Below are 24884 nucleotides of genomic sequence, written 5' to 3'. Positions count from 1 at the left end.
GTAAAAGGAAAAGCGATTACGCTTTTCCTTTTACTTATAATAATTAAAAATTCGTCCAGATGCGATATCTGCAATTTCTTCTGGAATAAATGTTTTACTTATATCAGTGCCAACATTTAATACAGCTGTAGCATCTTTCTCAATGCTACCAAATAACTCTTTCCCACGTATCGTAATAAGGGGCGTTCCTTCTGGCAACACATCTTTTACAAATTCCATTTGTGTAAAGAACGGAACGATCCATCTACCTTCTCCTTGGAAATGACGCAAACGAAGTATTCCTTCTGTTGCCCCGTCCTCTGCTTCTAGTGAACCAGCAACATAAAACTCAGTAGATAAGAGCAATTCATAAAATTCCTTTTGCTTCTGTTTATCATCCCCTGCTACAACAAGTACCTCTTCTAATTTCTTTACTGAAATTTGCTCCATATGATGCCACCCCTATTTTCAAAATGATTGTACTTAGATTATACGAAATATTCTTATTTTTTTCTACATAATTCGCAATTATTTTCTTAAAATAATTTTAACACTTCTTTTGTCGTCACAATCGTAGCAAACTCTTCATGTAAATTTACAAGTGTCATATTGTGAATATCTTCTGCACTATACTCTTTACCATCTAAACCTATACGGTTAAAAGTAGCCGTTGCATCACTCACTAAATATGTTGTAAATCCTAAATTCCCTGCCATTCGTGTCGTAGTTTCCACGCAATGATTTGTCGTTAATCCTACAACCACTACTGCATTACATTTGTTCTTTCTTAATTGCTCTTCTAAATTTGTCCCAATGAACGCGCTGTTAACGAATTTCTGAATAACCACTTCACCAAGTAGTGGTTGCACTTCTTCTTTAAAGTTTACCGTTTCCGCTCTCTCATAAAACATTGACTGAGCATTTTCTTTATTTACATGTTGAATATGAAAAACTGGTCGTTTCCTTTTTCTCCATTCTTCTAACAAAATTCTCATGTTTTCTTCAGCAAAAATATTATTTCTCTCGCCCCAATCTGGTAATTGAAATGCCTTTTGTACATCGATTATGATAAGTGCTATTTGATTTGTCATCATTTCCCCCTTAATTTGGCTGTAATTGAAATAGAAAACCAAGTTGTTGTGACGCAGTAATAAAGCAAACATAGGCGCAAAGCTCTACAATTTCTTTTTCTGTCCAATATTGTTTTAAAGCGTGAAACATAGTATCATCTATTGCTTTTCGGTCATGAACAAATGTATGCGCAAAAGTAACGGCTACACCAATCTCCTCTGCCTTTTGCACATCATCAGGTCTTCCCTTTGCCATACAGTACGGACATTCATTCCCATACGCTAATGTTCTTCTCACTTGCTCCTTCAACTCTGCTGAAAGAGTCCCTTTATTGTACAGTGTATCTTCTAACGTACTCCACGAGTGTAATATATCCGAATTATGCCCTAATAACTTTTGAAACTTTGTATCTCCTACATTTGATAATGAAATTCTCTCCATCATTTCCCCTCCTATTTCCTTCTGTTTTATTGTAAAATAAATAACGTTCACTTTACATTTCATATGAATCTTAATTTATATTTTTCCTTTACAAAAATCATTATTTTACTGGAGGTATATTTACAAATGCAACTAGACCGTGTTGATCGAAAAATTTTAAATGAATTATATAATGATAGTCGCCTTTCTATGCGTGAATTGGCGAAACGAGTAAACTTATCTGCTCCGTCTACTGCAGAACGTGTTCGTAAACTTGAAAGTGAAGGGGTTATTCAAAAATATACAATCGATATCGACTATAAAAAAGCAGGACTAGTTTTAGATTGTATTTTAGAAATCACTTTAAAAAATGGTGATACAACACGTATGCAACAGTTTATTCAGTCTTATCCATCTGCAAGTTTTTGTTACCGAGTAACAGGAAGCTTATGCTACATTGTAAAAATTTCTGTTCCTTCACTCGTTGAACTTGAAGAATTTATCAATGATGTTTCTTCATATGCAACGACAGTTTCTCATATCGTATTATCAGAAGTATCTCTTACTCCTGATATTGAACATATCTTCCCAGAAGATTAATTTATTTTTATTCATAAATTATAAAAAAACCCCTTACAATAAGAATAAAAATAATATATTATGTATTAAAATACATAAAATTCGAGAAAGGGGCTTTACATTGAAAATCTGGTTTTATGAAAAAACGGCACAATTAGATGACTTGCTTGGTATTTGGGACAATGTTCCGACCATCCCGCGAATTGGTGAAAAAGTGGAGATTTTAAAGACAGTCCGCACTGTTACAGATATTAAATATGTCAAGAACGGTAATAATTTTCGTGTAGAAATTATTACAAATTAAAAAGTAGCTCCTAAGAGCTACTTTTTAATTATCTATTATGTGCTTTCTTTATAACGATTTTATCTTCTTCTACAGCTACTGTTACATAATCATTTTCTTCTAACCGAAGCTTATTTACAGCCTCATCTGGTAACTCTATGGCCATCAATCTATCGGTTACGATCACTTGACTATACACTTCATTTTCTTGTGATGAATTCACTACTTTTTGCTCATTTATAAAACGTACTGGTGGCACGCCAACTTCTTTTACTGTACGCCATTGTTTCCAAACATACGGAATTAACCATAGTAATCCAACAACTGTAAGACCGATACCAATCCATAAATTACTTTGCGCTTGTAATTCAGTAATTGAGATTGTACCACTTTCTTCTCCACCGAAAAATTGCATACTTGTTGCAATCAAATTATTTAGAGCGTGCACAGCTATATTCGTCCATATATTTTTTGTCTTTATGTATAAAAGACACATAACGACACCAAACATGAACGCACCAATAACATCAAAATGTCCTAGGCCAAAAATAATTGAAGATATAATTACAGCTTTTTTAATTCCCCATTTATGAGCCATTCGCTGTAAGAAAAATCCCCTAAAAATAACCTCTTCCATAATAGGTGCTAACACACATGCTGAAATGAAAGTAAATATCGTCATATATACGTTACTCGTATTAATAACATTTCCGTCTTCTAGCATAGTAACTAAGAAATTCGGTAACGTATGTGCTAATATGTAAAATTGAATCTGAGATATGCCAACTGAAAAAATCATCCCCATTATCGTTGCTAATACAATTAATCCCCAAGATAAACGTCCTGGCTTATCAAAAAAACTGTTAAATACAATATTATTTTTATTTGTTTTTACGTATAGCCAAAGTAACGGAAATACAAAAAATACAGTTATTTGTGAAATAACCTCCATCGTATTCTCAGAAACATTTGCTAGACCTAATGGTATCATTATAAGGAACACCCCTATAATCATCCATCCAAAAAAGCTACGTAGCCTTATACGTGAAAATGCATAGTGCATATAGAACACCTCCAAAGATAGTAAAAGTAAATGGTCGGATAACTACATTATAATATGAATATAGTTGAAACTCTTCCTATTTTTCTCAATTACTTTCAAACAACATAGCTCTTAAAATACCATATCGCTGTTCTTCAAGTTGCAATCCAAGTGAAATTTATGTAATAAAAATCCCCGTTTTTACAAGCGGGGATTTCTTTTATTATAATACGTCACGTTTTTGGAATAATGCACTTGATGCTACAAGTAACACAACAAAGTATGCAGCTACAAGTAATAATGAAGTTGTAAACGTAAATTCTGTAAATGTTGGTTCCATTCCACCATTGATTAATTTATTACTATCGTAAGCTCTTAAATCCAAATGGTTGAATACTACAAACTTCGCTACACCTTTTGCAAACATTATTAATACCATATTAATTGCACCTTGTAAGAAGAATAGGAACATCGTAATAATTAATGGTAATACAGATTTTCTAAAGACATTTGCTAGGAAAAATGCAAGTGTTGCAAAAAAGAACGGTGAAAGTAGTTGATATAAAGTGGACTTCATAACGATTCCTAATGTTAATTCTGTTTTACTACCATCCATTACAATACCGCCAATAATCATTGCAATTAGCATACCAGCTAATACAATAAATAACATTGCTAATAACACTGTAATATATTTAGAAAATAAAACTGCAAGTCTTTTTCTTGGACGGATTAACAATTGTTTAATTGTACCTTTTTGGAACTCATCAGTAAGAGTACGGGCAGCAAGTGTAATCCCAAAAATCGTTGTAAATAAAACAATTAAGCCAATCTCTGAGTTTGCATAATCTAAATATGATCCCTTAAACTCATCACCTTTTCCCCACTTCAACATTGCTAAAGTACCTAAAATTTCGAGTGCCGCAATGACACCCATTAAAATATACATACCTTTTTTCGCATGCAACTTTAAAAATTCATTTTGAATTAATTTAAACATTACGCTTTCACTCCCCCAGTAATCGCTAAGAACTCATCCTCTAACGTTTTATTTTGAACAGTAACTCCGTATACAAGCACATCAGCATGAACAAGTTTTTTTACAAGTTGCGGAATGTTGTCTTTTGTTACAGATGCTACAATTACATTCCCTTTTGCTTTACCTTTAATGATTTCATTTGCTTTCTGAACTTCATCTACTTCAAACGCTACAACGACTGCCTCATCATGTTTCACTTTTTCATGTAAGTTGTACTCTTGTACAAACTCACCTTGTTTAATAATAACGACGCGATCACACATTAATTCAATTTCACTCAATAAGTGACTTGATACGATTACAGCAATATTCTCTTCTTTCGCTAAACGTTGTAAATAATCACGAATTTGGCGAATACCAGCTGGATCTAATCCATTTGTCGGTTCATCTAAAATTAAGATTTTCGGCTGATGCAGTAATGCCTGTGCAATTCCTAAACGTTGTTTCATACCAAGTGAATATGTTTTCACCTTTTTATGAATCGCATGCTCTAACTCAACAAGCTTTACAATCTCAGCAATGCGCTCTTTACTAATTGGTGTAATGGCCATGTTCGCAAAATGCTTTAAGTTTTGCATTCCTGTCATATAATCATATAGTTCAGGATTTTCTACAATCGCTCCAATTTGCTCTAGTGCCTTTTCACGCTCCGAGCGAATACTATGTCCACAAATTGTAATATCGCCCTCTGTCATTGAAATAAGACCTGTCATCATACGGATTGTCGTCGTCTTACCGCTACCGTTCGGTCCAAGGAATCCGTATACTTCTCCTTCACGAACCTCAAATGATAAACCACGAATAATTTCCGTTCCACCAATCTTTTTTCGAACATTCTCTAACTTTACTACTACGTTTCCCAATGGTGATTCCTCCTTTAGACTTCTAGTTTTTTATCGACTATGTGACCTGTAACTACTAGTAATATAATTGTTAATAAACAATTAAAAAATAGATTTAAAATTGTAACCTCTGTACCAGAATAAAATGATGTATTTAAAAAACCATTTTGATCTATAAATCCAATATTATTTATAGCAAACACATACTTTTCTATTTGCTGAAAAATATACGTTATTCCTCCATTAAATGCGGTAAAAATGACGAATAAAACTAAACAAGCAACTTTATTCATAGATGATTTCACATTTAATAGTTTTACAATTACTATAATGAAATAAATAGAAACTAGCATATTAAGAAAATCTAGTCCCCATAAGAAAATAGATAACATATGATGTAATATTCCATAATTATATAAACTGTGTATTGCTTGCTGAATACCTAAATTAGTTTTTCCATTGTAAATATTTAAAGAAAAATAGTATAGAAAAATGATTCCTATTCCTAGCAAAATCATAAAGAGTAGTACACAGAATAAACTATTTGCACATATATACTTTTTTGCTGAAATAGAAGTATAACGTAGCATAGAGTTTTTTAACATTTTCCGAAAAGACGATATACCTGTTAAAAGAATTGCAAATCCATTTATACCTAGTACGATAAAGAATATAATAATAATTATATCTTGCCTACCTGAAACTCCTTTCATATTAAATAAAAGAATTAATGAAACTGTAATAAAACCAAAGTAAATAATGGCTATCTTTCTCTTATTACAATTATATAGATAAAGAAAAAGCTGACTCATTTCTCATAGGCCTCCTTAAACAGCTCATGTACTGCTTTACCCTTTTGAAATCGTAGTTCTTCCACATTTTCATGCAATATTATTTCTCCATCTTTCAAAAAGATTACTTCATCGAATATATTTTCGATTTCTCTTATTAAATGAGTCGATATAAGTAGCGTACAATCTTCACGATAAAATTTAAGTATTAACTCAAGTACATGTTCTCTAGAAACAAGATCAATCCCGCCCAATGGCTCATCCAGTACATATAGCTTCGCTTTTCGAGAAAACGTTAAAATAATCTGCAGCTTCTCAACCATACCTTTTGACAATGCTGTAATTTTTTCTTCTAACGGTATTTTAAATTCTGCAATCGTATCTACCGCTTTTTGAATATCGAAGTCTTTATAAAAATCTCGGTAGAAAAATAAAGCGTCTTTTACAGTCATCCAATCATCAAAGATTGGCTTATCGGACATAAATGAAACAATTTCTTTCGTCTGTAACCCTACCTTTTTACCGTCTATTGTAATACTACCTTCAGAAGGGTGTTGCAAGCCTGCAATCATTTTCAATAACGTCGTTTTCCCGCTCCCGTTATCTCCAACAAGCCCAACGATTTTCCCTTCCGTAATCTCTATGTTTAATTCACGGATCACTGCTTTTAATCCGTATCTCTTCCATAAGTTTTCTATTTTCAATAGCTCTGTCATTGGCTCTCCTCCCTCTTATCATGTAATGAAGAACGAAGAATTGTAAGAATTTCTTCTTCTGAAAAACCTAAATTGTCCATTCCATCTATAAAAGAATGAAGTAATTCTTTCGCCATCTCTTTTCGCAGCTCCATAATTTTCTCCCCTTCATTCGTTACATACCGTCCCATTCCTCTACGTGTGACAACAACTCCATCCCGTTCTAGCTCTTGAAATGTACGCTGAATCGTATTTGGATTCACTTGTAATTCACTCGCTAATTCACGGACAGAGGGAATTTTATCACCAGGTAATAAATGTCCTGTTACGATCTCTTTTTTTATGTATTCCATTACCTGAATGTAAATTGGTGTATTTGGAGAAAACTCTATTTTCATTTCTTCCCTCCTTTTGTATCAGTGTACTAGTTAAATAATACACCGATACAAAAAGTTTGTAAATACCCATTTAATTACAAAAAAGTTCTATCCGTTAAACGAATAGAACTTCCCAAATATAAATCGCTATACAAAAATAATAGTGTTATGTAAACAAAATTATAAAGAAAAACTGTCTTATCAATGAATAAGACAGTTTTTCTTTATAATCCTATATTAAAAGTTAAACACGAAGTCATCGTCAGCTAACTTTTCAACGTTCGTTGCTTTTACGTAACCATTTCCTTTTACAGAGAAGAAATCATGGTTTTTCGTATCTGTACGTAAACCATTTAAAACGATTGGGTTAATTTCTTCTTCTTCAAACTTCGGCTCAAGTCCTAAGTTCATAAGCCCTTTATTCGCATTGTAACGAACGAAACGATTTACATCTTCTACAAGACCGATAGAAGTGTAAATTTCTTCTGTATAGGCCATTTCAATTTCATATAGTTCCATTAATAACTCTTGTGTTTCTTTTTGCACTTCTTGTTGCTCTTCTACAGAAAGTTCTGCGAAGATTTGTTGTGCTAAAATACCGACGAATACGCCGTGAATTGACTCATCACGAATTATCAAGTTGATAATCTCACCACTTGCTGTTAGTTTTCCTTGACCAGCTAAGTAAAGTGGATAGAAGAATCCGCTATAGAATAAGTAACTTTCTAAGAACACACTTGCTACCATTGCCATGTATAACTCTTTTTTTGTTACTTCAGGCTTTAATAAACGACGATAGTAACTAGTAATAATACCAGCTTTTTTCTCAAGTAACGGATGATTGTCTACCCAGTCAAAAATATCATCAATCTCTTCTTCTGTAGCTAATGTTGTGAAAATGTGACTATAACTTTTCGCATGTACTTCTTCCATAGCTCCCATGAAAGCTAATACACTTTTCGCTTGTAAATTTTCAAGATGAACCAGTACAAGTGGCATTCCTTCGCCACCTTGTTTCGTATCTAAAAGTGTTAAACCACCTAATACACGCTTATAAGCAATTTGCTCTTCTTTCGATAATTGCACCCAAGTATTTTTGTCAGACGAAACCGCAATTTCTTCTTCTGTCCAAAACTGAGCGATGTTTTGCTTCCAAAACATTAAACTAAAATCATCTTCTTTTTTGTTCCAGTTTACCGCACGCATTAAATCGCCCCTTCTCTAAATATGATAACTAAGCATGAGCAGGGTTCAGAAAACCCTGCTCATCATGTCTCACTTTTTATATTAAACGGTACAAGCCACACACTCTTCCACGCTTAATTTACGTGTTCTCGTATAATACAGACTCTTTAAGCCTTTTTTATGTGCATAGATGTAGTAACGTGCTAATTCACGTGTTGAAATATCACTATTAACGTAAAGAATTGTACTAATTCCTTGGTCAATATGTTCTTGAATTTCTGCGATTAAATCAATTAATTTAAACTGATTCATATCGTAAGAAGATTTATAGTACCAGAACGTATCTTTTGATAAATACGGCATTGGATAATATGTTGTCGCATTCGCATATGTTCTTGATTCGATTTGACTTACGATCGGCATTACGCTTGAAGTTGCATTTTGAACGTAACTGATTGATTGTGTTGGAGCAATGGCAAGACGATATGAGTTGTATAAACCATTCTTCTGCACTTGCTCTTTTAAACTTGTCCAATCTTCTTTTGTTGGAATATGAATTCCTTCAAATAGTTGCTGAACTTTTTCAGTTACTGGGCTGTAATCTGTCGTTTCATACTTTTCGAAGTATGTGCCATTCGCATAATCAGATTTATCGAAGTCCTTAAATGTCTCGCCTTTTTCTGTAGCGATTTCCATACTTTTCTCAATAGAGTAGTAATTTAATATCATAAAGAATGTACGAGCGAATTCTTTCGCTTCTGCACTTTCATAAGCGATTTTATTTTTTGCTAAATATCCGTGTAAGTTCATTGCTCCAAGTCCAACTGAATGAAGCTCGTCATTTGCTTTTTTCACAGTTGGTGCATTCGGAATAATCGTCATATCAGAAACAGCTGTTAAAGCTTCCATTCCCGCATGAACTGCTTCACGAATTTCTTTATTTTCCATTACGTTTACGATATTTAACGATCCTAAGTTACAGTTAATATCACGACGGATAATGTCATCTGTACCGTAATCATTTATTTCTGAAGTTTCTTGAAGCTGGAAGATTTCTGTACATAAGTTCGACATCTTCACAGTTCCAATATCCTTCAATGGATGTTGATTATTTGCATTTGATTTAAACATTAAGTATGGGTAACCAGACTCAAGCTGAATCATAGCGATTTTAATAAGCATATCACGTGCACTAATATCTAGTGGCTTCTTCTTCACTTTCGGATTGCTCATTAATTCATCGTACATTTCATCGATATCAATGTCATCTAAATGCTTTCCGTATTCTTTATACACCGTGTAAGGCGCGAAAACATGGAAAGGTTCGTTTTTCTCAGCAAGCTCAAAGAACTTACTTGGAACGATAATTCCGATTGATAGAGACTGAATACGGCTCTTCTCATCGGCATTTATTTTTTTGGTCAACTCGTCTTCATATTTCTATGAAGGTTGGACTATATCATCAACCTGTAACTGGTTGCCTTGCACTTCGACTGGTACCTATTTCCAGCCTACTCTACTAGCTTTCGTCTAATGACGCGCGTTCGATAGTCTCTACACCTTCTTGAAAGTATTGATAATTAGGAAAGTTATTGGATAGTACTCTATATTTTATCGTATTAGCAGGTACATTAAACACTCGTCCGGCTTCTGCTAAAGACTCATAGTAAATGTCATTTATAACAATTGGCTTTTTTTGTTTTTCTCTACCTGAATTATATTGATTTTTTTGAGCTTTACTTATCTTCATACATGTTTCTTTTGTATGCTTTTTACCTTTACGAGATCTAGACATTTTTTCTTTTGTTTCATCAGTATGTTTTCTACCATGAAATCGTTTAGTAATCTTAGATCTCATATTCTCCATATGTTGAGGTTTATCATACCAATAATTATTAGGCCCAGTATTAATTTCAGAAAGAAACTTTTTTACTTCCTTTGAGTGGGTTTTCCCATACATATGGTTCTTTTCCCCACTCAACGCCCCACCTCTAGCGATAGGATGTCCGTTGTAGCAATACTGTTTCCCATAATATTGACTTAATAAACTTTGCTCTATCTTATGAAGAATGTCCTTATCATCTGGTAATTCAATTATCCCTTTAAACTCAAATTTATTCTCACCATATAAATTCCAGGCTGCTTGTAAATGTTTACTATGATGCCGATTAGCATTCAATTGATTTCTATGAGTTTTAAATCGTACTTTAAAATTATTAGAACTACCAATATAAAACTTCCTGTTTTCCTTATTAATTATCAAATAAATTCCACAGTTCATGGAATCTCGCCTCCGGTGAATATAAGATTCCACTTCACCCAAGTAATATTTCTTTCAAGCTTGGCACGGTATTACCTGCTATCCACTTGCATGGACCGTAGGCTCTCTTAGTCAGCTTCTTCGCGGGTTCTTTTTCTTTTACCCCTTATTCAACTGATACCGTTAGCCGCTAATGCGACACCCTATTGGTTAGGTTCACAAGGTTTTCTCATACACATTACTGTGTAGAGGGACTACCAATTAATCCAGGAATTCAATAATATCCCAATGGAAAATGTTTAAATATACTGCACCGGCACCTTTTCGTTGGCCAAGCTGATTCGCATATGAAAACGAATCTTCAAGCAATTTCATAACAGGTACTACGCCACTTGCAGCGTTGTCGATACCTTTAATTTGCTCACCGCGTGCGCGTAGCTTAGATAAGTTTAAAGCTACTCCCCCGCCGATTTTCGATAATTGCATCGCAGTATTAATGTTAAAGCCGATCGAATTTAAGCTATCGTCCATCTCTAACAAGAAACAAGACACCATTTCTCCTCTTCTGCTTCTTCCCGCATTTAAAAAGGTTGGTGTCGCTGGTTGGTAGTTTTGTTTTACAATCATGCTTGCGAATTGTCTTGCCTTCGAAACATCACCGCGTCCTAAGTATAATGAAACAATTGCTACACGATCTTCATAGCTTTCTAAGTATTGTTTTTGATCATTCGTTTTTAACGCATAATCTTTGTAGAACTTAGATGCTGCCATATAAGATTGGAACTCGAAGTTTTCACCATAAGCGATGTTATATACTTCCTCTACTTCCTCCAAGCTATACTCGTCCAGAACGTTGTAATAGTAATCATGTTCTTTCATATACTCCATTCGCTCTGCCACGCTATTAAAAGGAACGGTATTCTCTCTAGCTTCTTCCATAAAGACTTCTAATGCCTCTTTATCTTTATGAAGCTGATAAAAACCGTCCTGCATTTGCGTGATTTCATTATTCAGTTCAATGTGTCGCAATCTCCCGCACCCTTTCCTTAAAATATTCTACATCGTTATTTGTTCCAGATAACTCAAATTTTGATACAATAGGCACTTCATATTTAGTAGAAATCTTGTCAGCACTTGCACCGAACATGTCTCCCCAGTTACGATTGCCGCTTGCAGATACGCCTTTTAATTTTTCATTATTGCGCTCTAAAAAGTCTAAAACACGTTCTGGTACATTGCCAAAACCTGTTGTATACGTAATAAGAATAAAGTCTTCATCTATTACTAGATCTTCATCAATTTGAACGGCCGGCATATTTAATTTGTGAATGAAACGCTTCACGTTTCCTGTCATAGAATCATATGCAACTAACATTTCCGACCCTCCCTCTCAAATCTATATTCTCTATATGTTGTTCTTGATTCCTCTATATATTGTATTACGTTTCAAAATAAGACACAAGATATATGTATAAATTCTTTCTTTTTTTAACTTTTACTTTTCGACATGATAGCCGTTTTTTTTCAATACAATGACTATGAAACAACATTCTAAAACTCATGTCAATAAAGTGCTTTTCAAAAAAGTTGTCAACGAATTTAACCTTATTTTTAAAAAAGTTAACAATATATTTTGTCATAAAACGGTAGATGCTGAAGAAATATATTTCTCCAGCATCACGCAAAAAAGAACAGATATGAAACTATAATCTGCTCTAAAAAACGATTACATTTATCAAATTTACCTTATTAAATATATTATACATATACTTTCGTTTCTCGTTACATACTAAAAGATAACTATTATAGAAAAAGATTATTATTATGGAACTTCAATTTATTTATGAAAAGTTTATTCAGAGTGCTCAATGCGCAAAATATCTTTTACAAATATATGATGCGGATTTTCATCTTTATCAATCATTGTACATACCGGAGCCTCTTCATCAAAGTATACAATCATTCCTTCTACGTACTGATATGTATGTCGAACTTGTACAGTTACTTTAATTTCTACTGCTTCTTCATATGCTCTTTTTATTTTCTGAAGCATTTTTGCTGAACATTTTCGTTTCTCTGGATACATAACCATTCCCATAAATCGATTGCCGGCTCTATCTTTCCACATATAATCCCAATGTGGTAAAATGCCTTGTTTAAAATCGCCCATAATTCCCCTCTCCTTTATCTTTTATTTATCCCGCATTAAACGTCCGATTGGTGAAAGTCTACTAATCAGTGAGAGATGCCCTGCTGATCAAAATTCCTCTTTATGAACGTGGCGTTTCTGAATATGTATAAATCACTTGCCCGCCTCGCTGTGCGTTACCAATGAAATGCTTAAAGTCTTCTCTATTTACAACAACTTCTCTGAACGTATAAAATACATCTTTCGTAACAACATACTCCTTTATTTCACCATTTTTTAGCTGATCTAAAATTGTATTTGCTAATTCTTTATCCATGTATTTCACCTCTCTGCAATATTTTATTTTATCGTATATTCTATAGGTCAACAACTGTAAATTTATCCCGCTATTTGCAGGTAGTGCGATTGGTGTTGACTACTAATCAGTCGTGGAATGAACAAAAAATCTTACTGATTAACGTTTCACTTTATCTCGTTGTTATGTCATGATTTTATTTTCGTTATTTCGCAAACAATATCGTTTTACTATATGTCCACTAAATATCATATACTAACATAGCTACTTCTCTATATCAAACATTTCGGCATTCAATTATGCAAAGTTCCATACCACTATGCTACAATATACAAATAGAACTAGGAGGGATACTATGATTCGGAAAGCAAAAAAGACAGATGCAATGGCAATAGCTCCTTTATTGTATAATGCTCTGCATGAAATTGCTGAAAAAATCACAGGTAGCACAGATGAAGTAGAAGTATTACTAGGACTTGAGACATGGTTCTCAAAAGAAAATAACCGTCTGAGCTACGAAAACTGTTTTGTCTATGAACAAGACGAGAGTGCAGTTGGAGTTATTGTCGCTTATCACGGTAGTGAAGCAACACAGCTTGACGCACCAATTGTACATCACTTAAGAGAATTACATAAAGATGAATCAATTACGTTAGAAAAAGAAGCTGAGCTTGATGAGTATTACATTGATACACTATCAGTTTCAAGTGCACACGGCGGAAAAGGTATCGGTTCTAAATTAATTGAAGCTGCCGAAATCTATGCAACTGAAAAAGGGCATGAAAAAATCGCTTTACTTGTTAATTTAGAAAACACACGCGCCTATTCACTATACGAAAAGTTAGGTTATAAAAAAGATGAAATTGTTATGCTAGTAGGCGAACCTTATGCCCATCTCGTAAAACCATTAAACGTCAAAATTTCTGTATCTTAAAAAGAAAGCACACGATTTATATAAATCGTGTGCTTTTATGTTAAATTCGTATTTAATATATTTCCATCCATCGCCTCGTGAAACGTATATGTTGTACATCCCCATGGCTTTCTATGCAAAATAGGCGAACCAAACCATCCCATTGCCCTCAGCTCCGTTCCAATCATCGAATTAAAATAATTATGACCTACAAGAGCAATACTTCCATGTACGAGAGCATAACGATGTAATACGTAAGCTGCTTGCCTTGCCCTCTCTCTTACTTCCTTATAAGATTCAACATTTTTATGGTAACCAAGTATCCATAATGCTCGTCCAATACACATCCATACGTTAAGTTTACACTTCAACCATTTTGGCGCATAAAAGCTCGCCGGAACTGCCGCTTCCCTAAAAAGAGAATTTTGTATAAAACATAAAGAATCCATTAATTCAGCTGCTGACTGTACAGCACACTTTTGATCACTCGTTACAATCAATTTCGCTACTTCAACCGCTTCTCTTGTTTCCAATGGTATAGGTTGTTTTTCTGTTATAGTATGTAAGTCATATCCTTTTATCCATTCATGAAAGGATGTAACCGTCATTGGTTCTATAGTACAATCTAAGCGACCATGACGAATAAAAGAAATCTTCATTCTTTTCACTCTCCATTCATCACTTATGAACTCTATTATGCACTAGTTCTAAACATCATACCACGCAAGAAAATAAAGTTATATACCTTTACATCTCCCCACCACTATCATGTGTTATCGAAGCATGGATACCATCCATCCCATCAAAATATGTACTCGTATCATATTGACGAATCTTTTTTAAATGCATATAAGAAAATAAAAATAAAATTAAAGCTATAACACTCCCCACAAATTCAAACATCATTTTACCGCCTCTAATTTCTCCCACTTCAGCAGGTTATTCTACTTTTTCATTATACCTCGATATAAAGATTCTCGCATTTTTGCTATTTTTTTCAAAAAACATGGATTTTCTACATATTTTCTTACAAAAAGTGAATATTTTTCGAATTTTTACTTTGGAAACATTTACAAAGGAGGAAATATGGTTCAAAATAGGAGGAAATAAAAAAACCCAAATTTATTCTTTTTTTGGGAAAACTGTAACAAGGAGAGTTGCTTATGCAGATCGCAGAAACTGGAGATATCATCGAATTTAAAGGTGGAATGCAAGGCCGTGTTCAAAAAGTAAATCAAAACTCTGTTATTGTTGATATAACAATTATGAAGAATTTTAGAGAACTAGATATGGAACCTCTTACAGTTGTAAGTCATAAAAACTATACTGTCATTAATCAAAATGCATAATATAATAGAAAGAAAGGGCCTGTATAGTATACAGGCCCTTTCTTTCTATTAACGATTATCAATTGTTTCCGGATATAGATCGTGGTTCATCATGCGGTAATCAGCCATTTGTTCATACTTCGTCCCTGGGCGCCCGTAGTTGCAGTATGGATCAATTGAAATGCCACCACGTGGTGTGAATTTCCCCCATACCTCAATATAACGTGGATCCATTAATTTAATTAAATCGTTCATAATAACGTTCATGCAATCTTCATGGAAATCACCATGATTGCGGAAACTAAATAAATACAACTTTAAAGATTTACTCTCTACCATTTTTTGCTCTGGAATATAGCTAATATAAATTGTTGCAAAATCTGGTTGTCCTGTTTTCGGGCATAAACTTGTAAATTCAGGACAATTGAATTTTACAAAATAATCACGGTTTGGATGATTATTATCAAATACCTCTAATATTTCTGGGCTATATTCAAATAAATATTTTGTATTTTGATTCCCTAGTAATGTTACATCTTTTAAATCTTCATCTAATCTTCCTGTCATTTTAAACATCCCTTCTCGTTATACGCCGCGCTTATTTCCCCATACTAACGCATGAAGCTGAGGCAATACTTTTGCATCATTCATCTCTTTACAATTTACAGCTTTATCAATCAGCCATTCATACTTATCTAATAATTTTTTTATAAGCATCGCATCATCCACTGTTTTTGTATCATCGTTTCCTACTTGTAAGAAAAATGGTACCTTTGGATAACGTTCGTGCATCTTAACTGCATATTCAAAATCATGATCATCGAATACTACTACTTTTAAACTAATATCTTTTCCTGCTAGTTTCTGAATAATAGCATCTAACCTCTGAAAATCTGTTTTCATCGTTGAACTTGGTGGTTTTGGAGAAATTGTTATCTCATCAATTTGAAGTAACCAATCTTGCCATTTACTCCCTTGCGTTTCAATTGCCGTTCGCATTCCATTTTCCTTTAATATAGAAAGAAGAAACTCAATATTTTTCAATAATGCCGGATTTCCACCTGAAATCGTAACATGAGAAAAATTTTCTCCTCCAATTGCAACAAGCTCATCCCAAATATCTTCTGGTGTCATCTGTCTAATTTGATCTTTAGCTGATCCATCCCACGTAAAAGCAGAATCACACCAAGCACAGCTATAATCACAACCAGCTGTACGGATAAACATTGTCTTTTGCCCTACAACCATTCCTTCACCTTGAATAGTCGGACCGAATATTTCTAAGACAGGGATTTTACTCATCAAGCATCCACTCCCGTCTTACTTCCGCATAACTAGTCGGCGTCTCAAATAAACGAACAAATTCAACGCGAGCTCCTTTATATTCGTTCACTCGATTCTCTTTTGTTAGTGCTTCTGCCATCTTTTCATAAATCCAAACGACCATATTTTCAGCAGTCGTATTCATTGCAGGTAACGTTTCGTTTAAATAACGATGATCTAGATAAATTTCTATTTCATTCTTCCAAATTTCTTTTATATCTCCAAAGTCAATTGCAAGACCTATTTCATTTACATATCCACTAATTCCAAATACAACTTTATATGTGTGACCATGTAAGTTTTTACATTTCCCTTCATAACAGTGTAAATGGTGTGCTGCATCAAATGTAAATTCCTTGCTGACCATTACTCTTTTATTATGGTATTTGAGTTGTTTACGCTGAATATCCTTGTCCATTTTTTGCAAATTCTCTACGATGCGAAATCCAAAAAAGTTATCCATTAGTTGTTCGCTCCTTCGCGTTCTTGTAGGTACGTATCTAATCCTGCTTTACGAAGTTGACATGCTGGACATTCACCGCAACCATCACCAATGATTCCGTTATAACATGTTAATGTTTTTTCTCGAACAAACTCAAATGCTCCAAGTTCATCTGATAATTTCCATGTTTCAGCCTTATCAATCCACATAAGTGGCGTGTGAATGACAAACGGGTAATCCATAGATAAATTTAAAGTAACATTTAACGATTTCACAAACACGTCACGGCAGTCTGGATAACCACTGAAATCAGTTTCACATACACCCGTTACAATATGACGTGCTCCAACTTGTTTTGCTAATACAGCAGCAAATGATAAGAAGAGTAAATTTCGTCCATCTACAAATGTCGATGGCAATTCACCTTCTTCATGTGTAATCTCCATATCCGTTCTCGTTAACGCATTTGGAGCAAGTTGATTTAATAAACTCATATCTAGTACCGTATGCTTTATTCCTAGTTCTTTTGCAATTTCCGCTGCACAATCAATTTCTAGCTTATGACGTTGATTGTAATTAAACGTTACAGCTTCTACCTCTGCAAACTGCTCTATTGCCCAAAATAAACATGTCGTACTATCTTGTCCTCCACTAAAAACAACAACTGCTTTTTCTTTTTTCATTTCACTCATTCTCCTTCTCTACTATAAATAAGAAGAAAGAACGTTCTTGAACTGTCACAATAAAAAAACAAAACAATACCTAAGGATATTGTTGTTTCCATAGTTTTTTATAGAGGGAGTTCGCGAACCTCTCCCGCGCGGTGCACGGAATTTCTTCTTTCATTGACATAGCTTATTGTAACATATTGTATACTAGCGTAAAAATTTCTGATTTTTCCGCTATTTATTATTTCATTTCTTTCATTTTATAGTATGATTAATTTAATATAAGAAGAGAGGAGGCATCCCACTGAAATCCTTTATTATTTATCTCTTTTTAAATATATTATTCATCCTGATTACAATGCTCGTATATCATTTATTTTGGAATCAAAAAGGGAAACGCTCTCCTAAATTAAATTCAGCTATATTCATTGTACTCTGTTGCCTCGCTACCGTACTCTGTATTACATTTGCAGCAAAAACAAATAATGGTTTTCAATTTGATATGCGCCATATTGTATTAATTGTCGGTACATTAACGGGAGGGCCTATTGCTGGTGGTTCTATCTTAGTTGTATTAAACATATATCGCTTATTATTAGGTGGGGTAGGTGTTTTCCCATCTCTTATCGGTTCTGTTCTTCTATTTATTGTTCTATTATTAACATATAAATTTTTCAATCGAACTTCTAATCGTATAAAAATAACACTTGCTATTATCTACAGTCTCACATACGGATTTAGTTGGATACCCTTCTTCCTTTCAAAGGTTACAAATAAGACTGATTATATACCGCATATTATTGTGTATGAATTATGTTCAATGCTTGGTACGATTCTAATTTTATATTTACTACACATATTACAAACTCAAGTTCGTCTCCAAAATGAACTTATAAATGCTGAAAAGTTTCATTTAATTGGTGAAATGGCAGCGTCTATCTCTCATGAAATTCGCAATCCATTAACTTCAACGAAAGGTTTTTTACAACTGTTACAATCAGATACATGCACTGAGCAGGAACGAAAATTATATATCGACATTGCCATTAATGGCATCGAACAAGCAAATCATGTTCTTACAGATTATTTAACCTTTGCTAAACCAAGCATTGAAAAAGAACAAATATTACAGTTAGAAGAAGAATTACTACATGCATTGTCGCTAATTACACCACTTGCTAATTTAACAAATGTACGTACTCATTATATAAAGCAAAGCACTTCTTTTTTTATCGCTGGAGAAAAGCAAAAACTAAATCAATGTTTATTAAATATTTTAAAAAATTGCATTGAGGCTATGCCAAAAGGCGGTGATCTTTATTTCACATTAGTTCCTGATCATAAGCATATTCAGTTATATATAAAAGATACAGGAGTCGGTATGGATTCAGAACAAGTAAAACGTCTTGGTTCGCCCTTTTATTCAACGAAAGAAAAAGGTACTGGACTTGGAATGATGGTCGTATTCAGTGTTGTTCAAGCTATGAATGGAAAAATTGATATTATAAGTGAAAAAGGAATCGGTACAACCTTTTTATTAACTTTTCCACTCATACAAAAAACGTGATGAAATACTCATCACGTTTTTTCTGTTCCTTCAACTAATTCAGCAAAAGCTTTCACTTTTCCGTGCGGTTGTTGATTTTCTTTACGTGCTTTCCAGGCGCGCTCTTCTTCTCGCTTCTTCTTAGACATGTTTTTTTCAACTCCTTCTTTTCTTTCTTATTTCTCCATGTAGTATTCCAAAATAAGAAAGAAAACTATGCACGTATCAAAAAAGAAGTGGTTTCCCACTTCTTCCACTTTAGCGTTGCAAAATTGCATGTTTCGCCTCTTTTAACTGCGTAAGATGTCTTTGTTCATGCAAATCAAGAAATTGAACCCATTGATACAAATTCAGATCATTAAAAACAGGATGCTTTAATCCATTTTCAAATAGATCTTTTTCATCTATAACACTATGAAGCGCGTGTAATAGTTCTTGGCGTGAATGTTCTAGCAATTGAATTCCTTGCTGTTTTTTCATTAAAGTTTCTGTTGGTTGCATTTGCTGAGGAGCTTCTCGTTTATGTGTGCGATCAAGCGTAAGTTGGAGGTCTTTAAATGGAGTCATGTTTCTTTCATTTTTTTGTAAAGCATATACAAGGGCAGACGTGACAGATTGTTCAACTAAATGCAAGTGGTGTAAAATTTGAATAATACTCCATTTATCACGGCGTGGCTTTACATTCACTTCTGTGTCATTTAACATTTCAATTTCTGATAATAGCGTGCTTCGAGTAGCCTGTAATGAGTTTACTAAACTTTCTAAACTTACATCCATATTAGATTGAAGCATACTTGTTCCCCCCTTTTGTTGGTGAAAAGAGGTGCTCCTTATTAGAAACACCCCTTTAGTATTCTGAATTTTCTTTTATTATCTCATCATTTTCCCATTATGTCGATGTTAAACATGTGAAAAAAAGCGCATGTTTTTTACAATTTTGTGTCGTCAATCGCATGTAACCATGCTTCAATTTCTGTAATAACACTTTTCACACAGCCTTCAGCAAATGGTGATGTTAAATTTGCAACCTCTACTAATTCTAAGAACGATTTACTTCCACCTTGTTGGCACAGATTCACATAATCTTCCCACGCCTCTTGTCTATTATCTCTTGCACGTTTCCAAAATTGTAGCGCACAAATTTGAGCAAGCGTGTAATCAATATAATAGAACGGTGAGCTATAAATATGCCCTTGACGTTGCCAAAAACCACCGCGCTCTAAATAATCATTCTCCTCATAATCACGATGTGGTAAATATTTCTTCTCTATGTTACGCCATGCTGTCTTACGCTCTTCAGGTGATGCTTCAGGATTTTCATATACATAATGTTGATATTCATCAACAGATACACCATAAGGTAAAAACAGAAGTGCTGAACTTAAGTGAGAGAAGTAATATTTATCTGCATCTTCTTCAAAGAATAGCTTCATCCATGGCCATGTAAAGAATTCCATACTCATAGAGTGGATTTCACACGCCTCATATGTTGGCCAATTATATTCTGGAATTTCAAATTTACGACTTTCATATACTTGGAAAGCATGACCTGCTTCATGTGTTAATACATCAATGTCACCAGATGTTCCATTGAAGTTTGAGAAAATAAATGGCGCTTTATAATTCTCAATATATGTACAATATCCGCCACCAGCTTTTCCTTTTTTCGCAACTAAATCTAATAAATCATTATCTAGCATGAAATTGAAAAATTCATCTGTTTCAGCCGATAACTCTTTATACATTGTCTTTCCATGATCAACAATCCAATCCGCATCTCCTTTTGGAGTTGGGTTACCTGTAGCAAACTCAAAGTTTTCGTCGTAATAAGCTAACTTCTCTACACCGATACGTGCTTGTTGTCGCTTTCTTAATTCCGTTGTAACGGGAACGATATAATCTAGCACTTGCTGACGGTAATTAGCCACCATCTCCGCATTATAATCTGTACGGTACATTCTTGCATATCCAAGTTCAACAAAGTTTTTGAAACCTAAAGATTTTGCGATTTTCGTTCTCACTTTAACAAGCTCATCATAAATACGATCTAGTTCTTCCTCATTTCCAGCTAAAAATCCGTAGTATGCTTCACTTGCTGCTTTACGTTCGCTTCTTTCTTTTCCTTGCATAAACGGAATCAGTTGCGATAACGTTCTTTCTTCTCCAGCAAAGTCAATTTTTGCAGATGCTAATAACTGTGTATATTGCGATGATAATTTATTTTCTAATTGTAAATCTTTCACGACTTCATCTGAATATGTTTTTAAATCACATTCTGCTAGAGCAAATAATTGTTTTCCATAATACGCCTCTAATTCTTCACGAAATGGAGAATTAATGAGTGCCTTATAATATTTTGTACCATATCCTTGTACAACTGGAGAGAATTCATCAAAGAAATCCTGCTCCTCCTTATAAAAAGTATCCGTCGTATCAACAGAATGGCGAATGTAACAAAGGTTTCCCATTGTACCAAAATCGTTGCGAATCTCATTAATTGAATGAATGACTTGTTTTTGTTCTTCTACAGTTTTTGCGTTATCAAACTTCTCTAAAGCAACAGTAAATTTCTCTTTTAACTCTTCAATATTTGGGCGTTTATATTCATAGTCTTTAAATGACATGAACGAGCCTCCTCTCCATTACATACCTTTATTATAATTCAATACGTATTCTTGAATTCCCTCTTAATTTTCAACAAATTTCGGCAGTGATTGCCCTGAGCTCATTACAAATAAAAAAGCCTTGGATTTATTTATCCAAAGCTCCTTTGGAACATATTATTTTTCATACTTCCCAATTTTTTTTAATAAATCAAGTAATTCATCTTTTTCATCTTTCGTTAACATTTCAAAAGACTGATGTATAACTTTCTCATGCCCCGGAAAAATAGAAGCAATAAAGTTCTCGCCAGACTCAGTTAATTGCGCGTAAATAACACGTCTGTCATTCGGACATGGAATTCTCTTTACTAATCCCTTTTTCTCCAGCTTATCTACAACATATGTAATGCTGCCACTAGCTATTAAAATACGCTCACCAATTTGCTGAAGTGGTTGACCGCCTTTATGATATAGCAGTTCTAATACAGCAAATTCAGTTGGATTTAACCCGTTACTTTGTATAGATTTATTTGTAGTATCCATAACAGAACGATGTACACGAGATAATGCAATAAATACTTTTAAAGATTGAGAAATATCTTCTCGTTCATTATTTGATGTCATACAACTTTCAACCCTTCACTTAAATTCTCAGCAATAAAAAGAAAATGCCAGTTCATACTTCCTGTGAATTCCGAATGAGCATTCACTCATCCATTTCCTCTCCCCTAATATATTAAGGATCATTCTTGAATAAAAACATGACAATTTTAACATAGTTTATATATAATGATAATAAAAAAAGAAGGAGTACCACATTTGAAAGTCAAATTCCAAAGCATAATTGTATATATATTGCTTGTTATCCTACCGACAATAGGGATTGGTGCTACATTTTATTCGTATCATACATATAAAATGAAACAGGAAAACAAATTATCTGCTCATACAGTTCTCTTTTTATATAGAGATTATTTGGATCATCATCTTGGTGAAGCAATTTCTGCTTTAGACATGCTTGCAAAAGTTGTAGGCACCGAGACTGGTAATATAAATGGTATTAAACAAATTGTACATGATACAGATGGAAACGATGCACGCTTTTCTGGTCTATATTACGCTACACCAGAAGGAGTCATTACAATCGCATCTGAAGATGAATCAAAGCCTATAGATGTTTCAGACCGTAAATATATTCAAGACGCGCTCCAAACTAAAAAAACCACTGTATCATCAGTCATTACTGATCGCGTTCTTGGACATAAAGCTATTATGATTGCTGCCCCCATATTTAATAAACAGAAGGAGCTCTCAGGATTATTATTAGCTAGTTTACGCTTTGATTACATTTCATCTTCTTTAAATGCCATTAAACCACAATACCATTTTGAGGTAACTGATAAACATGATGTAGTTTTTCTAACCGATGATAATAACGACACAAGTGATACGCATTCTAATATGCTTACTACCCCACTCCAAAGATTAAATTGGAAGGTCTCTGTTTCTCCATTACCTATTCATCAAAAAACCTTATACCAGTGGGTTGCAATAGAGTGTATAGCTACTTTATTTTTAATGTCTATTTTATTTTTACTTGCTCAATATATGTTGTTAAAACGTCAAACAAAAATTGAAAGGCAACAAAATGAACTACAAAAAATTGAATTAGTTGGAACTTTTGCAGCGAGTACAGCACACGAAATCCGTAATCCTCTTACTGGAATTAAAGGACTCGTCGCTCTATTAAAAGAGAAATATAAAGATGAGCAAGATCAGTTCTACTTTTCCGTAATTGAACAAGAAATAGAGCGAATCAATGAAATTGTAAGTGAATTTCTTATTCTCGGAAAGCCAACCGCCATCATCGAACAAACGTATGATGTAAGAAAAATTCTAAATGAGGTAGCATTAATTATTCAATCTGAGGCGAATTTACATAACATTGTATTCCATTTACATTTGCCAGACCATCCTGTTCATATCCGTTGTTCGAAAGACCATATGAAACAAGTGGTTTTAAACATTACAAAAAATGCAATTGAGGCCATGACTTCTAGTGATACACTAACCATTGTAGTAAAAAACAATGAAACACACGCACAATTGCAGATTATAGATACTGGAAAAGGGATTCCGCAACATATTCAAAAACACCTCTTTCATCCGTTCTTTACTAATAAAGATACTGGAACAGGTCTTGGACTTGTCATATGTAAACGAATTGTAGAGATGTATAATGGGCATATTTTTATTGACAGTACAGAAAACGAAGGAACAACAGTTCATATCGAAATTCCGTTACACATAGTATAATTATCCTTATCCTATAAGGGTAATTATACTTATTTCATAAAACCAGCCACAAGCATTCGCCAAAAATTATTTGATTTTCCTTCATACCCGATTTGGAAAATAGGTATTTTTATAATTGAAAACCATTTCGGTGTTTGTTTTTCTTTATAACATTGATATTGTAAAATAAGCTTGTCCAATTCTTGACTAACTTGAATTGTCTCCCTACTATTTAGCCCACTTGTTAATCCTAGTTGAATCATTTCTTCACGTTTCATATGAATATCACGTGAAAGCTTTTCTAATGTGTACTTCCTTTTTACAGTAAACATTCATATCCCCCTTATTATACTTCCATGCTCTTAACTTCACTTCTCCATTGACTTTTTTAACTACTTAATCATATGCAAATTTGAAGAATCAGAAATTTTAACATTTTCTCCCTGTAATTTACAAATCTTTACCCTCACTTTGAGAATTATTACAAATTATTCTATCTTTGTAAATACATTCGCAATAATAGACATTTTTTTCATCTTGTTTTTTTATAAATGCTACGTAAACCGTGGATTCTTAATTTTCCACCTACTTTTCTTCGACATTTTTTGTTTAATTTATATAAAAAAGCAAAACATAATGATGATTGATAAAGTGAAACTTTAATCAGTGTTTTTTGTTCAGCCCCCACTGATTATTAGCATTCACCAATCGGGTAGGCAGTGAATCTCCCACCTATCCAGCCCAATGTTGAGGTAGGAG

At 33.8% G+C, this 24884-nt stretch carries 31 protein-coding genes, 2 pseudogenes and 1 riboswitch; of the genes and pseudogenes, 6 read left to right on the top strand and 27 right to left on the bottom strand.

All coding sequences use genetic code 11. The annotated features are described in order from the left end of the window. Positions 1–30: 30 nt before the first annotated feature. The 3 genes from MHH55_RS00855 to MHH55_RS00845 all read right to left on the bottom strand — a co-directional run bounded on the left by MHH55_RS00855 (position 31) and on the right by MHH55_RS00845 (position 1491). Positions 31–429 (bottom strand): SseB family protein, encoded by a 399-nt coding sequence (locus MHH55_RS00855; RefSeq protein ID WP_000435265.1) that lies wholly within the window; start codon positions 427–429, stop codon positions 31–33. A gap of 86 nt (positions 430–515) precedes the next feature. Next, entirely contained in the window at positions 516–1070 is a 555-nt protein-coding gene (locus MHH55_RS00850) for a cysteine hydrolase family protein (RefSeq protein WP_000184436.1), read from the bottom strand. 10 nt (positions 1071–1080) lie between these two features. After that, positions 1081–1491 (bottom strand): carboxymuconolactone decarboxylase family protein, encoded by a 411-nt coding sequence (locus MHH55_RS00845; RefSeq protein ID WP_000439756.1) that lies wholly within the window; start codon positions 1489–1491, stop codon positions 1081–1083. A 126-nt stretch (positions 1492–1617) separates the two neighbouring features. Between MHH55_RS00845 and MHH55_RS00840 the strand changes: the two genes are divergently transcribed. Both MHH55_RS00840 and MHH55_RS00835 read left to right on the top strand, forming a co-directional pair. After that, on the top strand, positions 1618–2070 hold the full coding sequence (locus tag MHH55_RS00840) for an Lrp/AsnC family transcriptional regulator (protein ID WP_001175498.1): 453 nt from the start codon (positions 1618–1620) through the stop codon (positions 2068–2070). A gap of 100 nt (positions 2071–2170) precedes the next feature. Then, a complete protein-coding gene (locus MHH55_RS00835) occupies positions 2171–2353 on the top strand; it encodes a DUF3913 family protein (RefSeq protein ID WP_000707107.1) in 183 nt (60 codons plus the stop codon). A gap of 28 nt (positions 2354–2381) precedes the next feature. Here the strand turns inward: MHH55_RS00835 and MHH55_RS00830 are convergent, their stop codons facing one another. From MHH55_RS00830 to MHH55_RS00770, 13 genes and pseudogenes are all read right to left on the bottom strand, one after another. Further along, positions 2382–3395: a CPBP family intramembrane glutamic endopeptidase gene (locus tag MHH55_RS00830; RefSeq protein ID WP_000558808.1), complete on the bottom strand. Its 1014-nt coding sequence runs from the start codon at positions 3393–3395 to the stop codon at positions 2382–2384. 202 nt (positions 3396–3597) lie between these two features. Continuing rightward, entirely contained in the window at positions 3598–4374 is a 777-nt protein-coding gene (locus tag MHH55_RS00825; RefSeq protein WP_000475456.1) for an ABC transporter permease, read from the bottom strand. Continuing rightward, positions 4374–5276, bottom strand: a complete 903-nt coding sequence (locus MHH55_RS00820; protein WP_000528788.1) for an ABC transporter ATP-binding protein — start codon at positions 5274–5276, stop codon at positions 4374–4376. The genes MHH55_RS00825 and MHH55_RS00820 overlap by 1 nt, the downstream gene beginning before the upstream one ends. A 14-nt stretch (positions 5277–5290) precedes the next feature. Continuing rightward, positions 5291–6067, bottom strand: coding sequence for an ABC transporter permease (locus MHH55_RS00815; RefSeq protein WP_078186383.1), 777 nt, complete (start codon positions 6065–6067; stop codon positions 5291–5293). Beyond that, a complete protein-coding gene (locus tag MHH55_RS00810) occupies positions 6064–6762 on the bottom strand; it encodes an ABC transporter ATP-binding protein (protein WP_000137738.1) in 699 nt (232 codons plus the stop codon). The genes MHH55_RS00815 and MHH55_RS00810 overlap by 4 nt, the downstream gene beginning before the upstream one ends. Then, complete coding sequence (locus MHH55_RS00805; protein ID WP_000687512.1) at positions 6759–7139, bottom strand: GntR family transcriptional regulator; 381 nt, start codon at positions 7137–7139, stop codon at positions 6759–6761. The genes MHH55_RS00810 and MHH55_RS00805 overlap by 4 nt, the downstream gene beginning before the upstream one ends. Positions 7140–7355: 216 nt before the next feature. Beyond that, entirely contained in the window at positions 7356–8324 is a 969-nt protein-coding gene (gene nrdF, locus MHH55_RS00800; RefSeq protein ID WP_001203031.1) for a class 1b ribonucleoside-diphosphate reductase subunit beta, read from the bottom strand. Positions 8325–8405: 81 nt separating this feature from the next. Continuing rightward, positions 8406–9725: pseudogene (locus MHH55_RS00795) on the bottom strand (ribonucleoside-diphosphate reductase subunit alpha); the annotation flags it as partial. A 97-nt stretch (positions 9726–9822) separates the two neighbouring features. After that, positions 9823–10584: a group I intron GIY-YIG endonuclease gene (locus tag MHH55_RS00790; RefSeq protein WP_000995587.1), complete on the bottom strand. Its 762-nt coding sequence runs from the start codon at positions 10582–10584 to the stop codon at positions 9823–9825. Positions 10585–10827: 243 nt separating this feature from the next. Next, a pseudogene (locus MHH55_RS00785) lies at positions 10828–11592 on the bottom strand (ribonucleotide reductase N-terminal alpha domain-containing protein); the annotation flags it as partial. Further along, positions 11579–11938 (bottom strand): class Ib ribonucleoside-diphosphate reductase assembly flavoprotein NrdI, encoded by a 360-nt coding sequence (nrdI, locus tag MHH55_RS00780; protein WP_000959447.1) that lies wholly within the window; start codon positions 11936–11938, stop codon positions 11579–11581. The pseudogene MHH55_RS00785 and the gene nrdI, both read right to left, overlap by 14 nt. 477 nt (positions 11939–12415) lie before the next feature. Continuing rightward, complete coding sequence (locus tag MHH55_RS00775) at positions 12416–12733, bottom strand: hypothetical protein (protein ID WP_000502205.1); 318 nt, start codon at positions 12731–12733, stop codon at positions 12416–12418. A gap of 100 nt (positions 12734–12833) precedes the next feature. After that, positions 12834–13028 (bottom strand): hypothetical protein, encoded by a 195-nt coding sequence (locus MHH55_RS00770; protein WP_000356684.1) that lies wholly within the window; start codon positions 13026–13028, stop codon positions 12834–12836. Positions 13029–13362: 334 nt separating this feature from the next. On the opposite strand from MHH55_RS00770, the gene MHH55_RS00765 reads away from it, so the two are divergent. After that, positions 13363–13941, top strand: coding sequence for a GNAT family N-acetyltransferase (locus MHH55_RS00765; RefSeq protein ID WP_000619545.1), 579 nt, complete (start codon positions 13363–13365; stop codon positions 13939–13941). 35 nt (positions 13942–13976) lie between these two features. On the opposite strand, the gene MHH55_RS00760 is transcribed toward MHH55_RS00765, so the two are convergent. Beyond that, entirely contained in the window at positions 13977–14579 is a 603-nt protein-coding gene (locus tag MHH55_RS00760) for a hypothetical protein (protein ID WP_000703100.1), read from the bottom strand. A gap of 88 nt (positions 14580–14667) precedes the next feature. Further along, entirely contained in the window at positions 14668–14823 is a 156-nt protein-coding gene (locus tag MHH55_RS00755) for a hypothetical protein (RefSeq protein ID WP_000461432.1), read from the bottom strand. Between the two features lie 260 nt (positions 14824–15083). Between MHH55_RS00755 and MHH55_RS00750 the strand changes: the two genes are divergently transcribed. Then, entirely contained in the window at positions 15084–15269 is a 186-nt protein-coding gene (locus MHH55_RS00750; RefSeq protein WP_001165082.1) for a YkvS family protein, read from the top strand. Positions 15270–15317: 48 nt separating this feature from the next. On the opposite strand, the gene queF is transcribed toward MHH55_RS00750, so the two are convergent. From queF to queC, 4 genes are read right to left on the bottom strand one after another with little or no spacing between them, the layout of a single operon-like run. Next, positions 15318–15815, bottom strand: coding sequence for a preQ(1) synthase (gene queF / locus MHH55_RS00745; RefSeq protein ID WP_001986050.1), 498 nt, complete (start codon positions 15813–15815; stop codon positions 15318–15320). Between the two features lie 18 nt (positions 15816–15833). Then, positions 15834–16550: a 7-carboxy-7-deazaguanine synthase QueE gene (gene queE, locus MHH55_RS00740; protein WP_000036294.1), complete on the bottom strand. Its 717-nt coding sequence runs from the start codon at positions 16548–16550 to the stop codon at positions 15834–15836. Further along, positions 16543–17034 (bottom strand): 6-carboxytetrahydropterin synthase QueD, encoded by a 492-nt coding sequence (gene queD, locus MHH55_RS00735; protein WP_000368414.1) that lies wholly within the window; start codon positions 17032–17034, stop codon positions 16543–16545. Before queD ends, queE begins: the two co-directional genes overlap by 8 nt. Beyond that, a complete protein-coding gene (gene queC / locus MHH55_RS00730) occupies positions 17034–17696 on the bottom strand; it encodes a 7-cyano-7-deazaguanine synthase QueC (RefSeq protein ID WP_000711595.1) in 663 nt (220 codons plus the stop codon). The genes queD and queC overlap by 1 nt, the downstream gene beginning before the upstream one ends. A 93-nt stretch (positions 17697–17789) precedes the next feature. Beyond that, positions 17790–17833, bottom strand: a riboswitch (PreQ1 riboswitch). 206 nt (positions 17834–18039) lie between these two features. On the opposite strand from queC, the gene kinB reads away from it, so the two are divergent. Further along, entirely contained in the window at positions 18040–19248 is a 1209-nt protein-coding gene (gene kinB, locus MHH55_RS00725; RefSeq protein WP_000964154.1) for a sporulation sensor histidine kinase KinB, read from the top strand. A gap of 11 nt (positions 19249–19259) precedes the next feature. On the opposite strand, the gene MHH55_RS00720 is transcribed toward kinB, so the two are convergent. From MHH55_RS00720 to MHH55_RS00705, 4 genes are all read right to left on the bottom strand, one after another. After that, a complete protein-coding gene (locus tag MHH55_RS00720; RefSeq protein WP_000038355.1) occupies positions 19260–19376 on the bottom strand; it encodes a DUF6254 family protein in 117 nt (38 codons plus the stop codon). Between the two features lie 109 nt (positions 19377–19485). After that, a complete protein-coding gene (locus tag MHH55_RS00715) occupies positions 19486–20019 on the bottom strand; it encodes a DinB family protein (RefSeq protein ID WP_000941961.1) in 534 nt (177 codons plus the stop codon). A 137-nt stretch (positions 20020–20156) separates the two neighbouring features. Further along, positions 20157–21851 carry a M3 family oligoendopeptidase gene (locus tag MHH55_RS00710; RefSeq protein ID WP_000008577.1) on the bottom strand — a complete coding sequence of 565 codons (1695 nt, stop codon included), beginning with the start codon at positions 21849–21851 and terminating at the stop codon, positions 20157–20159. Between the two features lie 156 nt (positions 21852–22007). Next, a complete protein-coding gene (locus MHH55_RS00705; protein WP_000203336.1) occupies positions 22008–22454 on the bottom strand; it encodes a MarR family winged helix-turn-helix transcriptional regulator in 447 nt (148 codons plus the stop codon). Positions 22455–22649: 195 nt separating this feature from the next. Between MHH55_RS00705 and MHH55_RS00700 the strand changes: the two genes are divergently transcribed. Then, entirely contained in the window at positions 22650–24146 is a 1497-nt protein-coding gene (locus MHH55_RS00700; RefSeq protein ID WP_000865068.1) for a DUF3149 domain-containing protein, read from the top strand. 29 nt (positions 24147–24175) lie between these two features. Here MHH55_RS00700 and MHH55_RS00695 read toward each other — a convergent pair whose 3' ends face one another. Beyond that, the gene (locus MHH55_RS00695) at positions 24176–24457 is read right to left on the bottom strand and encodes an aspartyl-phosphate phosphatase Spo0E family protein (RefSeq protein WP_000495536.1); all 282 of its coding nucleotides are present in this window, start codon (positions 24455–24457) and stop codon (positions 24176–24178) included. Positions 24458–24884: the final 427 nt, after the last annotated feature.

This window comes from Bacillus sp. FSL K6-2944, from assembly GCF_038005385.1.
GTDB classification, from domain to species: domain Bacteria; phylum Bacillota; class Bacilli; order Bacillales; family Bacillaceae_G; genus Bacillus_A; species Bacillus_A cereus.
Note: the sequence above shows the minus strand (reverse complement) of the source record. Positions and strands in the feature narration are given on the sequence as shown.